At 32.7% G+C, this 21,855-nt stretch carries 20 protein-coding genes; 13 read left to right on the top strand and 7 right to left on the bottom strand.

Annotation, left to right across the window (positions count from 1 at the left end):
- Window positions 1-71: 71 nt before the first annotated feature.
- The 4 genes from N3C_RS09385 to N3C_RS09370 form a co-directional block, all read right to left on the bottom strand.
- Window positions 72-974 (bottom strand): sensor histidine kinase, encoded by a 903-nt coding sequence (locus N3C_RS09385; RefSeq protein WP_373432804.1) that lies wholly within the window; start codon window positions 972-974, stop codon window positions 72-74.
- Between the two features lie 25 nt (window positions 975-999).
- Entirely contained in the window at window positions 1,000-1,740 is a 741-nt protein-coding gene (locus N3C_RS09380; RefSeq protein ID WP_074365775.1) for an ABC transporter permease, read from the bottom strand.
- On the bottom strand, window positions 1,733-2,656 hold the full coding sequence (locus tag N3C_RS09375; RefSeq protein ID WP_074365774.1) for an ATP-binding cassette domain-containing protein: 924 nt from the start codon (window positions 2,654-2,656) through the stop codon (window positions 1,733-1,735). Before N3C_RS09375 ends, N3C_RS09380 begins: the two co-directional genes overlap by 8 nt.
- A gap of 96 nt (window positions 2,657-2,752) precedes the next feature.
- Window positions 2,753-3,448, bottom strand: coding sequence for a response regulator transcription factor (locus tag N3C_RS09370; RefSeq protein ID WP_074365773.1), 696 nt, complete (start codon window positions 3,446-3,448; stop codon window positions 2,753-2,755).
- Between the two features lie 154 nt (window positions 3,449-3,602).
- Here N3C_RS09370 and N3C_RS09365 point away from each other — a divergent pair, with 154 nt between their 5' ends.
- The 9 genes from N3C_RS09365 (at window position 3,603) to N3C_RS09330 (ending at window position 12,489) form a co-directional block, all read left to right on the top strand.
- A complete protein-coding gene (locus N3C_RS09365) occupies window positions 3,603-4,151 on the top strand; it encodes a ribonuclease domain-containing protein (RefSeq protein WP_074365772.1) in 549 nt (182 codons plus the stop codon).
- Between the two features lie 12 nt (window positions 4,152-4,163).
- Window positions 4,164-4,448, top strand: a complete 285-nt coding sequence (locus N3C_RS09360) for a barstar family protein (protein ID WP_074365771.1) — start codon at window positions 4,164-4,166, stop codon at window positions 4,446-4,448.
- Window positions 4,449-4,691: 243 nt separating this feature from the next.
- Complete coding sequence (locus N3C_RS15055) at window positions 4,692-4,856, top strand: hypothetical protein (RefSeq protein ID WP_178377801.1); 165 nt, start codon at window positions 4,692-4,694, stop codon at window positions 4,854-4,856.
- A 388-nt stretch (window positions 4,857-5,244) separates the two neighbouring features.
- Complete coding sequence (gene yfcE / locus N3C_RS09355; protein ID WP_074365770.1) at window positions 5,245-5,799, top strand: phosphodiesterase; 555 nt, start codon at window positions 5,245-5,247, stop codon at window positions 5,797-5,799.
- Window positions 5,800-6,229: 430 nt separating this feature from the next.
- Window positions 6,230-7,270, top strand: coding sequence for a LacI family DNA-binding transcriptional regulator (locus N3C_RS09350; RefSeq protein ID WP_074365769.1), 1,041 nt, complete (start codon window positions 6,230-6,232; stop codon window positions 7,268-7,270).
- Window positions 7,271-7,303: 33 nt separating this feature from the next.
- Window positions 7,304-8,536: an extracellular solute-binding protein gene (locus N3C_RS09345; RefSeq protein WP_074365768.1), complete on the top strand. Its 1,233-nt coding sequence runs from the start codon at window positions 7,304-7,306 to the stop codon at window positions 8,534-8,536.
- Between the two features lie 77 nt (window positions 8,537-8,613).
- Window positions 8,614-9,993, top strand: coding sequence for a carbohydrate ABC transporter permease (locus N3C_RS09340; protein WP_074365767.1), 1,380 nt, complete (start codon window positions 8,614-8,616; stop codon window positions 9,991-9,993).
- Window positions 9,990-10,874 (top strand): sugar ABC transporter permease, encoded by an 885-nt coding sequence (locus tag N3C_RS09335; RefSeq protein WP_083604500.1) that lies wholly within the window; start codon window positions 9,990-9,992, stop codon window positions 10,872-10,874. Before N3C_RS09340 ends, N3C_RS09335 begins: the two co-directional genes overlap by 4 nt.
- A gap of 22 nt (window positions 10,875-10,896) precedes the next feature.
- Entirely contained in the window at window positions 10,897-12,489 is a 1,593-nt protein-coding gene (locus N3C_RS09330; RefSeq protein WP_074365766.1) for an alpha-amylase family glycosyl hydrolase, read from the top strand.
- A 90-nt stretch (window positions 12,490-12,579) separates the two neighbouring features.
- Here N3C_RS09330 and N3C_RS09325 read toward each other — a convergent pair whose 3' ends face one another.
- Window positions 12,580-13,443 (bottom strand): LysR family transcriptional regulator, encoded by an 864-nt coding sequence (locus N3C_RS09325; protein WP_074365765.1) that lies wholly within the window; start codon window positions 13,441-13,443, stop codon window positions 12,580-12,582.
- A 149-nt stretch (window positions 13,444-13,592) separates the two neighbouring features.
- Between N3C_RS09325 and N3C_RS09320 the strand changes: the two genes are divergently transcribed.
- On the top strand, window positions 13,593-15,917 hold the full coding sequence (locus N3C_RS09320) for a hydratase (RefSeq protein ID WP_074365764.1): 2,325 nt from the start codon (window positions 13,593-13,595) through the stop codon (window positions 15,915-15,917).
- Between the two features lie 112 nt (window positions 15,918-16,029).
- Here the strand turns inward: N3C_RS09320 and N3C_RS09315 are convergent, their stop codons facing one another.
- Window positions 16,030-16,470: a hypothetical protein gene (locus N3C_RS09315; protein ID WP_074365763.1), complete on the bottom strand. Its 441-nt coding sequence runs from the start codon at window positions 16,468-16,470 to the stop codon at window positions 16,030-16,032.
- A gap of 334 nt (window positions 16,471-16,804) precedes the next feature.
- On the opposite strand from N3C_RS09315, the gene N3C_RS09310 reads away from it, so the two are divergent.
- Entirely contained in the window at window positions 16,805-17,335 is a 531-nt protein-coding gene (locus tag N3C_RS09310) for a GNAT family N-acetyltransferase (protein WP_074365762.1), read from the top strand.
- Window positions 17,336-17,496: 161 nt separating this feature from the next.
- On the opposite strand, the gene N3C_RS09305 is transcribed toward N3C_RS09310, so the two are convergent.
- Window positions 17,497-18,171 carry a helix-turn-helix domain-containing protein gene (locus N3C_RS09305; RefSeq protein ID WP_074365761.1) on the bottom strand — a complete coding sequence of 225 codons (675 nt, stop codon included), beginning with the start codon at window positions 18,169-18,171 and terminating at the stop codon, window positions 17,497-17,499.
- Window positions 18,172-18,356: 185 nt separating this feature from the next.
- Here N3C_RS09305 and N3C_RS09300 point away from each other — a divergent pair, with 185 nt between their 5' ends.
- Together N3C_RS09300 and N3C_RS09295 are read left to right on the top strand one after the other, a co-directional pair.
- Entirely contained in the window at window positions 18,357-20,087 is a 1,731-nt protein-coding gene (locus N3C_RS09300) for a glycoside hydrolase family 13 protein (protein WP_074365760.1), read from the top strand.
- 167 nt (window positions 20,088-20,254) lie between these two features.
- Entirely contained in the window at window positions 20,255-21,853 is a 1,599-nt protein-coding gene (locus N3C_RS09295) for a M1 family metallopeptidase (RefSeq protein WP_074365759.1), read from the top strand.
- Window positions 21,854-21,855: the final 2 nt, after the last annotated feature.

Below are 21,855 nucleotides of genomic sequence, written 5' to 3'. Positions count from 1 at the left end.
AAATTTTAATGCCTCAGACCTTCACAAAAAAGTCTGAGGCTATGTTTTTATAACAATAATACCCTTTTATATTATATTTTTTTATAATTTTTGAATTCACAGCACATACTTAGCATATCTCCAACCATTGACACTTTAATATTGCCGCCCATTTTTTCTATAAGAGATTTAGAAATTGCCAAACCCAATCCTGAGCCTTTTTCTGACCGTGTATTATCCGCTCTATAGAATCTATCGAAAAATCTTTCTAATTGATTAGGAGTTAAATTTGATACATCATTATTAATTTTTAAAGTAACTATATCTTCTTCTGCCTTTAAAGATATAACCGCTCTACTCTTGGCGTATTTTAGAACATTGTTTAGTAAATTCCCAATAACCCTATCAAGGGATTGCTTATCACCGATTATATATAGGCTCTTATCCGGTATTTGAAAGCTTATTTCCAGATTTCTTGCTAGAAATTCATTATGCTTATCTACTAAAGATTCCTTTAAAGCTCTGCTTAAATCTAATTTCTCAAGATTAATTTCATATTCTGCAGAATCAATTAAGGACAGGGTATAAAAGTCATTTAGCAAATCTTCTAAAGTTTTGGCTCTTTCATAGGCTATATTAAGATATTGTCTTCTTTCATCTTCAGTAGAGTTATCCTTCTTCATAAACTGTAAGTATCCAATTACCGTTGTAAGGGGCGTTCTTAAGTCGTGAGACATATCTGCAATGGCGCTTTTTAGAGCTCTTTCGGTTTTAAGTCTACTTGCTTCAGCATGTTTTCTTATTTCAATATTTTCGTTTATTGCCCAGGCAAGTTTCTCAAAATTCTTGTTTAAAAGTCCAACGGTCAATTTATTATCTGATTTATTTTTATTAAATTCTTTTAGTTGATTTGTTGCATCTATAATTTCATGTTCTATATATAAGAGTCTGGCAAGTAAAATGATTACTGCCAGGGATAAGATAATTATAAGCAAAATCACTACTTACCAGATCCTTTCCTTACTTTAATTCTGCTTTATTAAAGGCAGCCATAGCTATTATTGTTGAAAGTGTTATTGTAATCAAGCATATTGCTACTACTTCAAGCCCCTGTGAAAAATTAATATTTCTTAAGGTTGCTGTATTTAGCTGATAGAAGACTGTTTTTCCATAGATCGCTTTTACTGTGTTATTTTTCATAGATAATGCTTGGCCTACTCTGCATACTGTATCAAAAAGATAAAATATAACACTAGGAGCAACGGCATTTTTAGTTAGGAAGCACAACATTACAATTATGCTGGCCATACTAATATATATTAAGGTCATTAAAAAGGTCACCCGTAAAATAAGTAAAAGAGCTTGTAAATCAAAGGACCTTCCATATCCGTTTATAACAGTGTTGATTAAGGTAATTACAAGGGGGAAAGCAAAACTAATAATTACTGTTCCTACATAGAAGGCTATACTTTTTGCAATAATTATATTCCTTCTTCTATGGCCATAGGTAACTAAATTTTTTATACTACCGGTGTGAAATTCACTGCTAATAAAGTATGCGAAAATAGCTAGTATAGGCATATATACTAAGAATTGCTGTATCTGAATGGAAAATAGCAGCATATCTTCTCCGGACTTTGTTCTTAATATATAGGAAAGTATGGGACCAGCTATACCTTGAGCTACTCCTGCTAGTACCATAAGCCAGAATATTTTGCTTGTTTTTAGCTTATGAAATTCAGCCTTTAACAAACTAAGCATTGCTACCACCTCCTATCAATTTTGAAAAGTAGGTTTCCAAATCATCACCCATTGGAGTGATTTGTTCTACAGCTATACCAGCCATAGTTAAGGTGGTAGAAACCTTTGCTGGCGCATCTAAATAGTCGTAGAGCCTTATAATGTTGCCAGGTAATACTTTAAAATTTGAGCTGTTCAGTTTTTTATCGATTATTACCGATGCTTTTGCTACATCATCAACTTTGATATATAAAAACTTTTGACAGCGGTTTGCTAATTCTTCAGCAGTGATTTCTTCTAATAGCTTACCCTTATGAATAATTCCGTAGCAGTTAGCTAACTGATAGAGTTCTGCTAAAATATGGCTTGATATGAGAATGGTAACGCCATACTCTGTATTTAGCTTTTTGAGAATCTCACGTATTTCCACAATGCCTGTAGGGTCTAGACCGTTGATAGGTTCATCTAAAATTAGAAATTCTGGATCTCCTAAGAGTGCCATGGCAATACCTAAGCGCTGCTTCATGCCTAGAGAAAAGTTTCGTACCTTTTTGTTCTTTACTTTATCTAAACCTACCATGGTCAAAGCCTTTTCTATGCATTCCTTTCCTGGAATACCTTTCTGTATTCTGTCTATTTCTAAGTTCTCGTAAGCGGTTTTGAAAGGATAAAATACAGGGGACTCTATAATACAACCCATTCTCCTTCGTGCTAGTTCAAGCTTCCTCCCTTCACTTTCGCCAAAGAGTTCAAGAGCACCTTTGCTTTGAAAGGAAAGGCCAGATATTATTCGAAAGAGAGTAGTTTTTCCAGCTCCATTTTGACCTATAAAACCGTATATTTGCCCCTTCTTTATAGTGATATTAACATCTTCCAATGCGTTAATCTTATTATAGGTTTTACTTAAATTATAGCTTTTCAAAATAATATTCTCCACTAGATTACCTCCCTTATACAGTAGTAAGTTTTATATTATAAGCTTACAAAGCAACGCATAAGAGAAGTTAAAGAAATCCTTAAGAAAACCTTAAGTTTATCCCTTTATCCTGTAACCCATTCCCCAAATGGTTTCTATATACTCCTCATTAGGATTAGCCTTGGTAAGCTTATGCCTAAGGTTGCTAATATGAACATTAACCGTATTATCATCCCCTAAATATTCATCACCCCAGACACTTTCAAATAGATTAGCTTTAGTAAATACCTTTTTCGGATGGCTGAGAATCAGCTCTAAGATGGCAAACTCTCTAGCAGTGAGGGTTACAAGCTTGCTATTTACCCAAACCTCTTTAGTGTTTTTATACATAACTATATCCTTGTAGGTAAGCCTTTCGCTTGAGTTATTACCATTACTAAACTCTAGATATCTTCTTATATTTGAATATACTCTTGCAGATACTTCATCCAAGTCAAAGGGTTTTATAATATAATCATCTGCTCCTGCTCTTAACAAGTCTAATTTTAGTTGCTTGTCTAGCTTTGCTGTAATAACGATTATAGGCATTTGATTAGTAGCTCTAATATCTAAAAGCAACTGTTCACCATTTACACCTGGTATCATCAAATCTAGTAATACCAAGTGAAATTCCATCTGATCTAGGTAGAGCTTAGCTTCAGTTCCTGAATAGGCTTGTCTTACATTATAACCGTTTTTGCTAAGAAGTAAGGCTAGCATATTATTTATTTCATTATCATCTTCAACTATTAAAATATTTGCTTTTTTTATCATAAAAATTATCACCCAAAATAATTTTAACACAATTAGCATTCTATAGTCTAAATAATAAAAAAGGATATAAGTTTTAAACTAAAAATACAGATATTCAATTGTAATAATTAATTATTATGGCTATAATAATCAAAAAACATAGAGGAGAATATATATGATAAAAAATAAAAAATGGAGTAATTGGTTAATAAGAATATTTACAATTATATTCTTATTCCTTTTTGCAGGATGTGAAGTAACTGATGAGATAACTACTCCGCGGTCACCTGGCATAAATCAATCTATTTCCCAAGAGAGTACAAATGAAAGTCCCACTGATAAGGAGCAGTCACCGAGTAAAACTGACACTACTAAGGTTAAAGTTAAGAAGGGACAAAGTTATACTTCTAAGGATGAAGTAGCAGCTTATATTCATGAATTTAAGGAACTACCTCCTAATTATATTACTAAAAAAGAAGCCCAAAAGTCTGGCTGGGATAGTTCTAAAGGTAACCTTTGGGAGGTGACGGATAAAAAGTCTATCGGTGGAGATGTTTTTGGCAACTATGAAAGTTTATTGCCGGAAGCGGAAGGCCGAATATACTATGAATGTGATATAAACTATAATGGTGGTTATCGTGGAGCTGAGCGATTGATATATTCCAATGACGGTCTTATTTATTATACAAATGATCACTATAAAACTTTCCAAAGGTTGTATTAGAGAGGTGTATATATGAGAGAGATTAAATTAAATGGAGAAAAGATGATAGATAGGGCAGTAGCTCATGCTTATTTGAAAGAAAAACTATCCTTGCCTGATTATTATGGCGAAAACTTAGATGCTTTATGGGATTGCCTTCTGGAAGACTCTTCTGCTAAAAAAATTACCTTATATAATATTAGACCGATGGTAGATAATTTAGGTTCCTATGGAGAAAGGATTATCAATCTATTAGAGAGAGCAGCCAAAGAAAATGAAAATATTGTAGTATATATAGAAAGGGACAATGGTATTTGATATTAGTTTTTATTTCGTGTTGCTTTGTTTCAAAGAAGTGTTGATGGTATAGATATATACGTCAACACTTTTTTTTAATAAAGCATTATAGTAAAAAGTTATATATTCACAAGATAATAATGGCAAGGAATAAATAGTTTTATTGAATTATGCAAATATGAAGGTTTACTAGATTATCTAATAAAAAGTTTATATAAGGATAGACTAATTTATAGAGCTTAATAAAAAGGGAGGTTGCCTTCTATGAGTGAAAGTAAAAAAATGAAAAAAGGTGAACATGAAAAAGCAATGGAAAAGGCAAAAGAAATGATTGATAAGGGCATTGGAATGGGGAAAATAATGGAGGAAACAAATCTATCAGAAAAGGATGTAAAAAAGGCAAAGGATAAGTGGGTTGATTTGTCTTAGAATACTCACTGTTACTTATATGTTTGGAAGACTCTATAGATTTGAGAAAGCAAATCTATAGAGCTTTTCCTTTTCAATTATTTTTAAAGGTAGCATTGTTATGAAATTTATGATATTTATATAATTGTGGTGCACATGGAAACTTTTTGAACGTTTTGTGGCATTACAAAATAAATCACATATTTTGATGGGAATATTTAGTTAATATGGAAAAGAGTTAGCCAGTCTAGAAGAAATTGCTGAGCAGTAGCAGGTTAAACAGATAAGAAGAAGGAATTTCAAGAGAAAAAATTAAATTTAGATAATATAAATAATATTTTCAGTAATAATATTATTGCTATAAAATATAAATACTATTACAAACATAAGAAAGGAATGTATTTACTTTATGAAGTTACTATTTGTATCAGACATCCATGGTTCCTTATTCTATGCCCATAAGGCTATAGAAAGCTTCCATAATGAAAATGCCCAGCATATTATTTTTTTAGGGGATATATTGTACCATGGACCAAGAAATCCGCTACCAAAGGATTATTATCCAAAGGAAGTAGCAAATCTTCTTAATAATTATGCGGATAAGATTATAGCGGTAAGGGGCAATTGTGATAGTGAAGTTGATCAAATGATGCTTAACTTTCCTATAATGGCGGATTACTCTAATATTCTATACAAAGGAAGAAGATTATTCTTAACTCATGGACATATTTATAATGCTGATAATATACCTAACTTAAGTAAGGGGGACCTTTTAATCTATGGACATACCCATGTACCAAGGGCAGAAAAAAGAGGCCACATATACATAATAAATCCTGGTTCTGTGTCTATACCCAAGGAAAGTAGTCCTAATAGTTATGGAGTCTTAAAAGACAATGTTTTTAGGATTAAAGGATTGGATGGAAAGGTAATTAAGGAAATAGTTTTGGATAAAGGTTTGTAATTCATGGTTACAAAGCCTTAAAATAGCGAAATCAAGATGATCCTGTCCGGAGACTTGATATTATTAAAAATATCAAAATTTTTCCATGTATACTGGAGAGCATATGATGAGAACCTACTATAAAAACCATTAACCAAGAAATAAATGATATAATTATTTCTTGGAAAGAAGGTAGAAAAATTTTTATTATTTCTTGGAAAGAAGGTAGAAAAATTTTTATCATATTTGGAAAAATGGAAATCTATTCGTTTATAAAGCATATAATAGTTTTGCAATGGGAAAATAAAGCAAAAATAGTAAAAATAAAATATTAATAAATTATTAACGAAACTATTGTTTTTGTTTTGTAATTATGATATTATTTATATATCGGAAACGTTTCCTACTTTATCTTGGTAACGTTACCTTTCAATAGAAGCTAGGTGAAGGGATGAGCAACTATACTATAAAGGACATAGCGAGGATTGCGGGAGTTGGCGTAGCAACTGTATCTAGAGTAATTAATAATTGTTATGGTGTCAGTCAAGAAACTAGAACTAAGGTTATGGAAGTGATTGAAAAATGCAATTACGTTCCTAACTCTAACGCAAAAAATTTAAAACAAGTTACTTCCCAAATAATATGTATTATTGTAAAAGGTACATTTAATCCTTTTTTTCATGATATGGTTATAGAGTTGCAAAAATGTGTAGAAGCTAAAGGTTATATTCCCGTAGTTAGTTACATAGATGAAGAGGAAAACGAGATAAGATATGCAAGTCAGTTAATAAAAGAAAAGAAAGCAGTTGCCATTATCTTTTTAGGAGGTAGTGCCGTAGACAGAGAAGAGGAACTACATAAATTAAACAGTCCTTGTGTATATGCAACTTCTAGTGCTAGTGGCTGTGATGTTTCAGGCGTTAGCAGCGTATCTATTGACGATAAACTGGAGGCTAAAAGCGCTGTTAGTTACCTTCTTGATTTAGGCCACAAAGACATCTTAATTGTAGGAGGAGCTATTTATCAGAAGGATTTGATATATAGCAGATATAAGGGTGTACTTGAGGCTTTTGAAGAGAGAGGTATGTTCTTTGATAAGGAAAATATGTATTTAGAGTCCAAGTTTTCCTGTGCATCTGCTTATGAAAATATGGCCAAGTTTTTGAAGCGAAAGAAAATGATTACAGCAGTATTTGCTATGTCGGATGTTATGGCTATAGGCATTGCAAAATGTGCTATAGATAATGGGTTTAAAGTGCCTGAAGATATATCTATTATAGGTTTTGATGGCATTGAACAGGCTTGGTTTTATAATCCGACTATTACAACTATTAAGCAACCTTCTATGGATATAGCCAAAAAAAGTGTGGATCTATTAGTTAAGAGCATTCGAAACAAGAAGTTTTCTCAACATTTAATAGTTCCAGGCAAGTTACTAAAAGGTAATTCTGTTAGATTAATTTGTAAAAAAAATCTCGAAGGAGATTTTTAAATAATAAATAATGATAAAAATGGAGGGAATATTATGTTGAAAAATTCAAAAAAGGCAATGGCCTTGCTTCTTACTGCTGCAATGTCAACAACATTACTTGCAGGATGCGGTAATAAGAAGGACGACAATGCAAAGAGTGACAACAAGGGTGGTTCTAAAAAAGTTTCATTAAAGGTTTGGGGAGCACAAGATGACCAAGCATTATTAAAGGAAATGGTTGAATCCTTTAAGGAAGCTCATAAGGATAAAGAGTATGACATTTCTTTTGGTGTTGTAAGTGAAGCTGATGCTAAAGGTAAGGTATTAGAAGACCCAGCAGCTGCAGCTGACGTTTTTGCTTTCTCAAATGACCAGATTTGGGACTTATATAATGCAGGTGCATTGTATGAAATTACTAGAAATAAGGATCAAATTATCTCAGCTAACTCTGAAGGTTCAATAGAAGCAGCTACAATAGATGGTAAATTATATGCTTATCCAATGACTGCTGATAACGGATATTTCTTGTACTATGACAAGAGCGTTGTAAGCGATGAAGATGCTAAGACACTAGACGGTATTTTAGCAGCAGCTAACAAGGCTAATAAGAAAGTATTCATGGATGTATCAAATGGATGGTACATAGCTTCCTTCTTCTTAGGAGCAGGTTGTACATTATCAATAAAAGACGGAAAGCAAGTTTGTGATTTCAACAACGAAAAGGGACTTAAGGCTGCAGAAGCTATAAAGGCATTTACAGCTGATAAAGCCTTCATGACTGGTGACGCTAACGAAGTATTACCTGGTGGAATAGGCGATACAATAGCAGCAGGTGTTTGCGGTACTTGGGTTGCAGATGCTATAAAGGAAAAGTTAGGAGATAACTTTGGAGCAGCAAAACTTCCAACATTTACTTGTGGAGGAGAACAGGTTCAAATGGGAAGCTTTGCAGGTTACAAACTAGTTGGTGTAAAAGCACAAACTAAGAATCCAGTAGAAGCTATGGAATTAGCTGAATGGTTAACTAACGAACAAAATCAGCTTTTAAGATTCCAGAAGAGAGCAATGGGACCATCAAACGTAAAAGTTGCTGAAAGTGACGAAGTTAAGGCAAATCTTCCTTTAGCAGCATTAGCAGAACAAAGTAAGTTTGCTACTTCTCAGAAGGATGTACTTAACAGTTACTGGACACCAGCTGAAGCTTTCGGAACAGCTATGGAAGCTAAGGACTATTCAAAGTCACTTCAAGAACAATTAGATGAAATGGTAGCTCAAATTCAACAATAGGCCTATAAAGTAAGAAAAACGGCTGGAAGTATTTCTAGCTGTTTTTCTATAAGATTTTAATTATGATGGAGGTATATATGGAAGATATCAATGTATCTAAGGAATTAAAGAATGATAAATCCCTCTTTTTTAATGCCTTGAAAAAAGGTAATCTTATAACTAAATTAAGCTTCATTATTATGGGCTTAGGATGTATCTTAAGAGGACAGATAGTAAAAGGATTAATTTTTCTTGCTCTTCAAGTAAGCTTTATAGTGTACATACTTAACAGTGGATGGTATTATTTGAGTAATTTACCAACATTAGGTAAAGAAGTACAACGCCAGGTATGGAATGAGGAACTTCAGATTTATGAGTATAAACCTGGAGATAACTCTATGTTGATTTTGCTTTTTGGTGTTGTTACTATATTTGCTATTGGCGCAATAATTTTGATGTATGTAAAAAGTGTAAAAGAGTCTTATAACTGTGAGTTAATAAGAAAGGCAGGAAATAGACCTCCTACTTTCAAGGATGATGTAAAGAATTTATTTGATAAAAACTTCCATAAAACATTATTAACTTTACCTGCTATAGGAATAGTATTAACAGTAATTATGCCACTTATTTTTATGATTTTAATGGCTTTCACAAACTTTGATAAAACACATCAACCACCAGGAAAGCTATTTACTTGGGTTGGATTTGAAAACTTTAAAAATTTATTCTTCTCTAATTCTAAGATGTCTGGAACATTTGTTAAGATTTTAATCTGGACTTTCGTATGGGCGGTTTTTGCCACTTTTTCAAACTACTTACTTGGTATGATTTTAGCTCTTCTTATCAATAAGAAGGGGATTAAGTTCAAGGGATTCTGGAGAACTATATTTGTATTAACTATTGCCGTTCCTCAGTTTGTAACTTTACTACTTATGTCAAGAATGTTCCAAGATGTAGGACCAATAAATATATTACTTCAAAAATTAGGGCTTACTTCTCAAGCCATTAAGTTTATAACAGATGGAACTAATGCTAAAATATTTGTAATTATAGTAAATATGTGGGTTGGTATCCCATACACTATGCTTATCACATCAGGTATCCTTATGAATATTCCTGAGGATTTGTATGAGAGTGCAAAGATAGATGGTGCTGGACCTGTAACAGCATTTATGAAAATAACTTTACCATATATGCTATTTGTAACCACTCCATATTTAATTACTCAGTTTGTTGGAAATATAAATAACTTTAACGTTATATACTTGTTAACTGGAGGAGGACCAAACTCTTTAAACTACTTCCAGGCAGGGGAAACAGACTTGCTTGTAACTTGGCTTTATAAACTTACTGTAAATGAGCAGAACTATTCCTTGGCTTCTACTATAGCAATTATTATATTTGTAATAAGTGCTACATTATCACTTATTGCATATAATAGATCTGCATCTGTTCAAAAGGAGGATACTTTCCAATGATAGATAAGAATAAATCTAATAAAAATATAAAGACAGGTTATGGGATGAGAACTAAAATAGCTAATGCTATAATCTATGTTATTTTAACAGTATTAGCTTTAATATGGATCTTTCCATTAGTATGGCTTATTCTGCAGTCCTTTAGAGCAGAAAAAGGTGCCTATACAACTTATATTTTGCCTAAAAATTATACTTTCAATAACTATATTAAATTATTTACTGAGACAGACTTGTTTAACTATCCTAGATGGTTCATGAATACCTTAGTAGTAGCAATATTCACCTGTATACTATCTACTTTAATGATATTAGGTACTAGCTATACTTTCAGTAGATTGAGATTTAAATCAAGAAAACCTATGATGAATGTAGCATTGATTTTAGGTATGTTCCCAGGCTTTATGTCAATGACAGCAGTTTATCATATATTAAAGTCACTGCAGTTGGATCAATCTCTTATAGCTTTAGTTATAGTATATTCTGGTGGATCTGCTTTAGGATTTATGATATCAAAGGGATTCTTTGATACTATTCCTAAGGCCTTAGATGAGGCTGCAACTATAGATGGAGCAACTAAAAGCCAGATATTCTGGAAGATCACATTGCCTCTTTCAAAGCCAATTATTACTTATACAGTTTTGACATCCTTCTTAGCTCCTTGGGTAGACTTTATATTTGTTAGCGTTATTATGAAGGATAATTATCAGAATTACACTATTGCTCTTGGATTATATCAGATGCTTACAAGAGAAAATGTTAATGCTTACTTTACGCAATTCTGTGCTGGTGCTGTATTAGTTGCTATACCTATAACAATTCTATTTATCTACATGCAAAAGTACTATGTAGAAGGTATAACTGGAGGTTCTGTAAAGGGCTAAGTTTTATTGGAGGAATTAAAGTATGAAAAAAGTCCTAGGAATTATGTTAATCTTTACTATGCTTCTTATGGGCGGATGCAGTGAAGAACAGAAGATTAATGTAATAGATGATGATTATAGAAACTATTATGAAATTTTTGTTCGTTCTTTTTACGATTCTGACGGAGATGGAATTGGAGATATAAAAGGCATAATAGAAAAACTAGATTATTTGAAGGATAATGATTTTAAAACCCAAAATGACCTAGGCATAGATGGCATATGGCTTATGCCTATAATGCCATCTCCTACCTATCATAAGTATGATGTTACAGATTATTATTCTATTGATTCTCAATACGGCACTATGGAGGATTTTGAAGAATTAATAGAAAAGTGTAATGAAAGAGGAATTAAAGTAATTATTGACCTAGTAGTGAACCATAGCTCTACACAGCATCCATGGTTTGTATCTGCTAAGAAAAGTTTAGCGATAGAACCTTGCGGACAAGAGGTATGCACTCACCCTGAATTATGCAGGGAACATAATAAGTATGTTAAATATTATAACTTTTCTCAGGAGAAAAAGTCCGGTTATCATTCAGTAGGTATGCCTTCAGGATGGTATTACGAAGGTCAATTCTGGGATCAGATGCCAGACTTGAATTTGGATAATCCAGAGGTTAGAGAGGAAATCGAAAAGATAGGTAAGTTCTGGCTAGATAAAGGTGTGGCTGGTTTCAGAATGGATGCTTGCACTTCCTACTATACTGGCAATACTACAAAGAGCGTGGAATTCTTAAAGGATTTTAATGAAAGAATGGAAGCTTATAAAAAGGATGTCTACATAGTTGGAGAAGTATGGTCAGATGCAGGGACTGTATCTGAATACTATAAGACTGGAGCAGATAGCTTCTTTAACTTCCCATTTTCAGATACTACAGGAAAAATAGTTACTACTATAAGAAAGAAAGATGGCCTTGGTTTTAGTAAGTCCTTGGAAGAATGGCAGAATAAAATCAAAAACATTGATGAAGATGCCATTGATGCACCTTTTATATCTAACCATGATCAGGGAAGAAGTGCAGGATTTTTAGGGCAAAATCTTGTTCAAATGAAAATGGCTGCTAGTCTTTATCAGATGATGCCAGGAAACACCTTTATATATTACGGTGAAGAAATAGGAATGGTTGGTTCCGGTAAGGACGAAAATAAGAGACTACCAATGTTGTGGTCTACTAGCGATACAAAAGGAATTACCCAAGCGCCACCTAACGCTGATTATACTAGTACTATAGAGGCTGGAGTTGCAGAACAGGAAAAAGATAAAAATTCCTTGCTTCAATTTTATAAAGATATTATAAGAATAAAAAATGAAAATCCTGAAATTCAAAGAGGAAAGGTAACTTCTATAGATTTGGGAAATGAGGCTCTATGTGCTTATAGTCTAGAATATAATAACTCTAAGGTATATGTTATTCATAATCTAGGCGATGAGCAAGTAGACATAGACTTAAGCGGTGATGAGTATTCTAAGCTTAAGGTTAAGGGAGAGCTAAAAACCAGTGACGGAAAGATTACCTTGAAGAAGGGTAAATTGACTATGCCTTCAATGTCAACTGCCATCTTAAAGTAATAAATTTAAGAATAAATATTAATTTAGTGAGCTGCAAAAATATAATGCTTTTGCAGCTCACTTTTTTATGTAATAAAACTATAAGTATAATTAGTCTTTTAGCAATTTTATGAACTGCTTAGTAGTTGAAGACTGATATCCTGTTTTAGGCCATATTATTGCAGTACCTACTCTTAGTTCAGTCTCTTTTAATTCTCTATAATAAAGCTTGCTATTAGGAATTAGATCTAAGCAGTTTTTTGGGATTATGGCAACACCAATACCAGCATTGGCCCATAAAAGAATAGTACGGACATCATTACTTTTGCAAATTATATTAGGAGAAAAACCTTTCTTGTTACATAGTTCTCCTATAGTTTTTTCATATCGCCTATGTAGTACTATAGGTAATTGATTTAGATCCTTTAAACTTATAACTTTTTTTCTTTTATCCCAATAGTCTATTTTGCTTGCCACAATCATAGGCTCTTCCGGTAGATTGATAACTTCAAAACCTTCTGTGTTGTAAGGAGTTCGTATTATACCTATATCAATGAAGCCCTTAGAAAGTAATTCAATAATACTAGAAGTATCTTCGTCAATTATTTCAAAACTTACATTAGGAAATTTCCTGTGAAAGTTTGAAATGAGTTGAGGTAAAAAGGTAGCCCCTGCGGCAGAAACAGTGCCTATTGATAGTTTTCCTGCAAGACCGTCGTTAATATCTTTAACTTCTTTAATGGTTATGTCCATAAGTTTTAATATTTGCTTAGCCTTATGATACAAAGTTTGTCCAGCAGTTGTGATTTCTAATTTTCTAGTATTTCTTTCAAATAGCTCTATGCCTAATTCTTCTTCCAAGGCTTTTAGCTGTTGACTTAGCGGTGGCTGAGCCATATGCAGTCTCTTGGCAGCTTTAGAAATGGAGCCCTCTTCGGCAATGGCAATAAAGTATCTTAATTGCTTAATATCCATAAGTCTATCTCACTTTCTAAATGGATTTATATGATAAAAGTATGAATAATATATGATTTAAATATTTCCAATATATATCTTAAGTTGTTATAATTATACTAGAATAAGTATCTATAATCTAGATTTTCATGTGATTTGGGGGGATATTAATGGTTACAGCTTTTGATAAAGGCGTATTTGTGTATAATGGGGACAAAATTCTAGGGGCTGTGGATGAAATTTCAGCAGCAGACTTAAAAGAATGTGACTTAAGTCCCGAGGATTTAAATCCAGAAAAGGCTAAAAGAGAGACCATAGCCTATGGCATTATTCAAAAACATAATACTTCAAATAACGAGGATTTTATTAAAATTAAGTTCGATGCTTTGGCTTCCCATGATATTACCTATGTAGGTATAATTCAAACGGCTAAAGCTAGTGGTTTAAAGGAATTCCCTATACCATATGTATTGACTAACTGTCATAATAGCCTTTGTGCTGTAGGAGGAACTATTAACGAAGATGACCATGTATTTGGTTTATCGGCAGCTAAAAAGTATGGTGGAATATATGTACCTGCTCACCAAGCAGTAATACATACTTATATGAGAGAAGAGATGGCTGCCTGTGGAAAGATGATTTTAGGTTCTGACAGCCATACAAGATATGGTGCACTAGGAACAATGGCTATAGGTGAAGGTGGACCAGAGTTAGTTAAGCAACTTCTTGGTAAGACCTATGACTTTACTTATCCAAAGGTTGTAGCAGTTTATTTAGAAGGGGAGCCTAAAAGGGGTGTTGGACCTCATGACGTAGCTTTAGCTATTATTGGTGAGGTATTTAAGAACGGTTTTGTTAAGAATAAGGTACTAGAATTTATAGGACCAGGAGTAGGAAACCTATCTGTTGATTTTAGAAACGGTATAGATGTAATGACTACGGAAACTACCTGCTTAAGCTCCATTTGGGTTACTGATGAAAAGGTTGAAGAATACTACAAGATTCATGGCAGATCAAGGGACTATGCAAAATTGCAGCCAGGAAAGGTAGCATACTATGATGGTTTAGTAATGGTAGACTTAAGCAAGGTAGAACCAATGATTGCTTTGCCTTTCCACCCAAGCAATGTATATAAGATTTCTGAATTAAACAGCAATCCTTATGAAATATTAAAACATGTAGAAGAAGAGGCTAAGAAGTCTTTAGATAATCCTAAGATAGACTTTAAGCTAACAGATAAGATAGTAGATGGAAAAGTAAAAGTAGATCAAGGTATTATAGCTGGTTGTGCTGGTGGTATGTTTGAAAATGTATTAAAGGCAGCAGCTATACTTAAGGATAAGTCTGTAGGAAATGATTACTTTAACTTAAGTGTATATCCTGCAAGCCAACCAATCTTCTTACAGCTTATTAAGAGAGGTGCTATTAGTGACTTGATGGCTAGTGGTGCAACATTAAAAACTGCTTTCTGTGGTCCATGCTTTGGTGCAGGAGATGTACCTAATAATAATGGATTCAGTATAAGACATACTACAAGAAACTTCCCTAACAGAGAAGGTTCTAAGCCAGGAGAAGGACAAATATCTTCTGTAGCTTTAGTTGATGCTTTATCCATTGCAGCTACTGCTATGAATGGTGGATACCTAACTCCAGCTACAGAAATAGAAATTCCAGATGTAGATACAAGTTATGAATATGATAGATCTCCTTATGAAAAGAGAGTTTACTATGGATATGGGAAAGCTCAAATAGATGCACCATTAAAATACGGTCCAAATATCTGTGATTGGCCAGAGATGCCAAAGCTTACCGATAATCTATTGCTAAAGGTTGCGTCTGTAATTAAGGATGAAGTTACTACAACAGATGAACTTATTCCTTCAGGAGAAACTTCCTCCTATAGATCCAATCCTTTAAAGCTATCAGAGTTTGCATTGTCTCGTAAGGATCCACAGTATGTAGGCAGAGCTAAAGCGGTACAAGGGTTGGAAAAGAAAAGAAGAGCATATATAGAAGGAAAAGAAGCAAATATAGAAGAATTAAAAGCTGTAGTACAAAAGCTAAAGGGAGAGGATATATCTGAAGAGGAATTAAAGAGCTTCATGTCCACAACTCAAATAGGAAGCACTATATTTGCCCTAAGACCAGGGGACGGTTCCGCAAGAGAACAGGCAGCCTCCTGTCAAAGAGTATTAGGAGCTTCAGCAAATATAGCTTTAGAATATGCTACAAAGAGATATAGAAGCAACCTAATTAACTGGGGTATGTTACCTTTCGTTGTAGATGAAGCTCTTGTAGACAGCTTTGAAGTTGGACAATATATTTATATCGAAGATATTAAGGAAGCAGTTAAGGCTGGTAAGGAAACTATTCCTGCAGTTATAGTAGGTAAGGATGGCAATAAAAATATAGAGCTTAAGCTCAATAAATTAACAGAGGACGAAAAGACTATAATTTTATGCGGTTGCTTAATAAACTACTATGCAGCTAATTAAATCTAAGGATTTTCAGAACAGTGAATATAATAAAAAATATGGAGACTCATTTTTAGAGCTCCATATTTTTTTATATAAAACTTCCTTATAAAAGTTATAGGCATCTTCTCTACTACTGCCATTTTGCAATTGTGGTATTGTTAAAAGAGGTGCAAACAGTATCAAGACATATTGTACCCTTAAGGACTATTTTCTTGCTTGTAAAGTCTGCATTTATTCTTAAATTTACAGCGGCATTTCCTATGTTTGTAGTTATAGTAACGGTAGGTTTAGATATAGATAAAATTACATTTTCAAGAGCATCCTCCAGTACCTTTAACACCATGTTTATAGATTGTCCATCAAAATCCCAGTGTATGGTTAAAGGACCAAAGGACCAAGAATTGGGCAAAGTAGGTATAATAGATTTTTTATCATCCTGTTTACGGTCATTTTCTATAGAGGTAAAGGTATAAGGATCGGAAGAATGATTGTTTCTATAAATATCCGGTCCGTAATAATAGGGATCTATATATTGATTTGAATAATCATTAGGATAATTATAATGTAGCATTGAGCTAGTACACTTCCTTTCAGAGATAAGATAATTTTTGATTCACAATAAATAACATATGAGGATTAAGGTGAATATGCTACCAGAAATAATGCTAATATTTTTTTATTAAATATTGTTGTATATGATATGAAAAACACATATAATCATAATGTTGTTTTGATTGAGATTTTGCATATAATTAGAACTAAATATGACATAAGGTAATACAATGTATATATATAAAACTTATTTTATATATATACAAAATAACTTTAAAAAAAGTATTGCGTTTTTATAATAATGTTTGTATAATTATACAATATCAGTATATTAATTGATTGGGGGTAGATCGATGGACAAAATAACCTTTGTGGTTAGGGAAGCAATTGAGGAGGATATTACTCAAATAATAGAGGAAGCAAAGGAAGCATTCTGGGCCTATGCTGAAAATGCAGGTATAACAGAATTTGTGCAACCTTTACAGGAAAGTTATGAGGATTTGAAAAGGGATTTAGAAACTAAATTGGTTTTAGTAGCTATTTTAGATGGAGAAGTTGTAGGAAGCGTTAGAGTTGAAATAAATCCTGATAATACAGCATATTTAAGTAGACTTGGTGTAAAAGTAGCATATCAAAACAATGGTGTTGGTAAAATACTATTAAATGCAGTTGATAACTATATGATGAAGTTAGGAGTAAAAAACTTATATCTGCACACTGCCTCAAGGATGTTTTCTTTAGTTAGATTTTATTATGGAAGAGGATTTTATATAGAATCTACCACAAAGGACAGAGGATATGTAAGAGCTTTACTTTGCAAAGAGTACCCAGTAGAAGTTAATAAGAATTCAACTGCTAGCCAGTATGATGTGGCAGTGGTATAATATATATTAAGGAGACCTTTTATTTACATATGTTATATTGTAGATAAAAGGTTTTTTACTTTTATTTTTGATATAATGCTATTGGTTTTCGTTACTTGGTTATTGAATATGGCTATAAAAGGCTTTTTCACAAATCATATCTGTGAAAAGGCCTTTTTATTCTACAGGTAATTATTATTTCGATACTGGGTAGGAGTAATACCAGTCAAGGCTTTAAAGGTCCTAGTGAAATGGCTTTGATCATAAAAGCCTAACAATAGGGCAATATCTAGAATGCTCTTAGTAGTGCTTAATAATAAGCTCTTTGCCCTTTCTATTTTGATTTTTTTACAATATTGCATAATGGTCATACCCATTTTATTTTTAAAGCACTTTGAAGCATAGCTTATGGAGATACCCATGTCCTTTGATAACTGTTCTAGTGAAACATGACTTTCAATATGAATGTGCAGATATTGAAGAAGCTTGTTTACAATAAAAGTGTCTGTAACCTCTGCATCGTAGATTAGTAGGTCCAAGTATTTAGAAGCGATCTCTAGCTCTAAGGCCTGTAGCTCTTTTACAGTGGTAGCTTTAAAAATCTTCATATAAAACTTATTGTAGAGTTCGCTAAAGTTTTCTTTATAGGTGCCTTTGGCTAGAACCTCTCTAATATAAACTATATTCCACATGAAAAGGTCATTTTTCTTGTGCTGAAAGGGAATATTATTTTCCCGTTCCTCTTTGTGTTTATTGTTTATCAATTCTATAATGTTTGCTTTAGCATTAGATTCTATAAGCAGTGAAATGATAGGACTAAAAAAGTATTTGTCAGAAATGAAGCCTTCTAGGGGCATCTTATCACTCCTTTAGTAAGAAGATTATTTTGTTTTAATGTAACACTATATAAAATGACGGTCAATATAAATGATTAAAATATATACAAAAAATATCAACTATATACAAATGCTTTAGGAAGGTTTTGATATAATGACCTTGTAGGAGAGCTACAAATTATTAATTTTATGGAGAGGATAATAGTATGAATAAACATGCGATATTTCATAATACTACCGTTCCCTATGCTTATGCAAAGGATAAGAATACACTATGTATTAGAATTAGAACAGCAAGAGAGGACATGAGTGAGGTAAAGGTACACTATAAATGTAGATATGATTGGGAAAATCCTTTTTGTGAAAAGACCATGAAGCTTTTTGCACAAACAGATCTCTTTGATTTTTATGAAGTAGATGTACAAGTGGAGAAAAATAGATACAAATATTATTTTGAGCTCACTGATAGAAAAGGAAAGAAAATATACTTAGATGAAAGAGGATTAAAGGAAGAGCCTATGGAAATTCCAGAGGCTACCGGTTTTCAATATGCCTATATTGGGGAGGCAGATGTTTATCATGAATGTAAATGGATGCAGGAAGCTGTAGTTTATCAAATTTTCCCTGATAGATTTTGTAACGGAGATATAAGCAATGATCCAGAAAATACCTTGGAGTGGGGACAACCTGTTTCTCATAAATCTATGTTTGGGGGAGACCTTCAAGGTATAATAGATAAATTAGATTACCTTCAAGATTTAGGTATAGATTTAATTTACCTTACTCCAATTTTTAAGTCTACCTCAAATCATAAGTACAATACTGCGGATTATTATGAGATAGATCCTCAATTTGGTACGGTAGAACTAGCAAAGGAATTGGTTAAAAAGTGCCATGAAAGAGGTATAAGAATTATTTTTGATGCAGTGTTTAATCACTCAGGAAGCGACTTTTTTGCTTTTAAAGATCTGCTAGAAAAGCAAGAGAAGTCAAAATATAAGGATTGGTACTTTATAGATGAATATCCTGTAAGCCTAGAAAAGATTAATTACTATACCTTTGCTAGAAATGTAAGACATATGCCAAAGTTAAATACTGCAAACCCAGAAGTGAAGGAGTACTTGCTTAAGGTTGGTGAGTATTGGGTAAAGGAAGTAGGCATAGATGGATGGCGTCTAGATGTTTGTGATGAGATAGATCATGAATTCTGGAGGGACTTTAGAAAGAGAATAAAAGCAGTGAATAAAGAGGCAGTTATAGTTGGAGAAATACAGCATGAGGCTGTTAGTTTTCTAAATGGGGACCAATTAGATAGTATTATGAACTATCCTTTTAGAGGAGCTCTAGTAGACTTTTTTGCAAAGAGAAGTATAAATGAGAAGGAATTTGACAATATTGTAAGTATGAATAGAGCAATTTATATGAGCGGTGTAACAAGGCAATTATGGAACCTTTTTGGAAGCCATGATACTCCAAGGTTTTTATATGAATGTAATGAAAATGTAGATAGAATGAAGTTAGCTATAGTCTTCCAATTTTGCTTTGAGGGAGTTCCATACATATATTATGGCGATGAAGTTGGTATTACCGGTGGCAATGATCCTTTAAATAGAGCTTGCATGATTTGGGATGAAGATAAACAAAATAAGGAGCTTTTACAGCTTTATAAAAAGCTCATAAAAATTAGAAAGGAAAATAAGGAATTAGTTTATGGCGATTATAAACCTCTTTATTTAGAGGATAATGTTATAATCTTTGAAAGAAATTCTGACAATGGTTCTGTGATAATAGCTATAAATAATAATGAAGAAGACTATGTTGTGAATAATTCCTTTGAAAAGGACTCAGTAGATCTTATATCTGGAGAGTCTATATCCTTGAAAAATGGAATTAGCTTAAAGAAGATGGAATTCAAAATACTAAAGGTAGTTGAATAATCTTATTTTCTAGAACTCTTTTATAAAGCTTCAGCCTAGCTGAAGCTTTTATTTAATATAATAGCTTAGCTTGAGAAAAATGAATAAATATACTTTTTTGTAACAATATTGTATAATAAAATGGATAAGAATATATTCATATCATGGAAAAATGTGAGGTGATCAATATGAAAAATAAGAAAAAAGTAATAAGTGGCTTGATTATAGGCTTTTTACTTGTTGTAACAGTAGGTATATTTATTGCAAAGGAGATATATGCAGAAAATAAGAAAGATTACATAGCTAGTAATGATAATATTGGCAAAAGTAACAATTATAAAGAGGTTCCTCATCCAAAGGAATGGGGAGAGAATCAGGAACAGTTAAATTTAAGGGATAATAGAACCGCCTATAAAATACAGGTTTCTTTAGATGAAAACAATAAAAAGATTTTAGGCTATGAAAGAGTTAAGTTTAGAAACAACTATAATACTTCTTTAAAGGATGTGGTTTTTCATTTATATCCAGATTCTTATAATAGTGCTGAAACTAGACCGAGTATAGGGGAGAGTACAAGAGTATTAAGTAAAAGTGAAATTGGAGATATAAAAATTAACTCTGTAACTTACAATGGTCAAAAAGTTAAATATACAGAGGATAATCAAGTATTAAAATTTAATTTAGATAAAGATCTAAGGCCTGGGGAAGAGGCAGAGGCTGTAATTGATTTTACTTTACAAATACCTGAGTCTCGAGATAGATTAGGATATTATGAAAATAAATATTCTATTACAAACTGGTATCCTATTCTTTCAATATATGATGAAGAACAGGGCCTTTGGGATGAAAATCCCTTCCATCCTGTAGGTGAATCTAATTACAGTGATTGTTCAGATTATCAAGTGGAAATTTTAGTACCAAAAGGTATGGTAGTGGCAACTACTGGAGTTGAAAAAAATAAGGAATCTAGGAATGGTATGGATAAGTTTACTTTTCAAGCGGAGAATGTTAGAGATTTTGTTTTCTTTATGAGTGAAAATTATAAAGTCATTTCTAAAGAGGTAAATGGAGTAAAAGTGAATAGCTATCATTTAGGTTATGAAAATGCAGCTAGGAGAATGTTGGATCTTGCATGCAAATCTTTAGAATTCTTTAGCAAAACCTATGGAGAATATCCTTACAGTGAATATGATGTAGTGGAAACTCCTTTAGAGGGGGGAGCTATGGAATATCCTACAATTACCCAAATGGGTTTTTATTCAACAATGGATGCAACTCCTTCTGCTGATAATTTATCCTTTGAAGATGAGGCTGTAGTTCATGAAACTGCACATCAATGGTTTTACTCTATTATAGGGAACAATGAATTTAAAGAACCTATTTTGGACGAAAGTTTTACCTCCTATGCTACAGCATTGTTTTTTGAGAACTTATATGGAGAAGATAATCAGTACGGAATAAAAAGAACTTTTCTAAACAATAATTATCCATATAAACCACCAATTTATAGAAGTACTGATCAGTATAGCTGGAGGGAGTTCTCAATAATTGTTTATTATATTGGTCCTGTAGTATTAGAGGATCTTAGAAGCAAGGTTGGAGATGAAATGTTTGACGATATATTTAAAACATATTACAATAGGTATAGGTACAAAAATGCAACTTTGGAAGGTTTCTTAGGCGTTGTAAAAGAGAAGGCAGGCAGTGAGATTAGCGAATATATAAGAAATGCTTTCACTTCTAATGATTATTCTGCCAGCGAAGCAATTAGCAGGTTAAAAGACTAAAA

The sequence above is a fragment of the Clostridium sp. N3C genome (genome assembly GCF_900095445.1).
Classification (GTDB): domain Bacteria; phylum Bacillota; class Clostridia; order Clostridiales; family Clostridiaceae; genus Clostridium_AU.
Note: the sequence above shows the minus strand (reverse complement) of the source record. Positions and strands in the feature narration are given on the sequence as shown.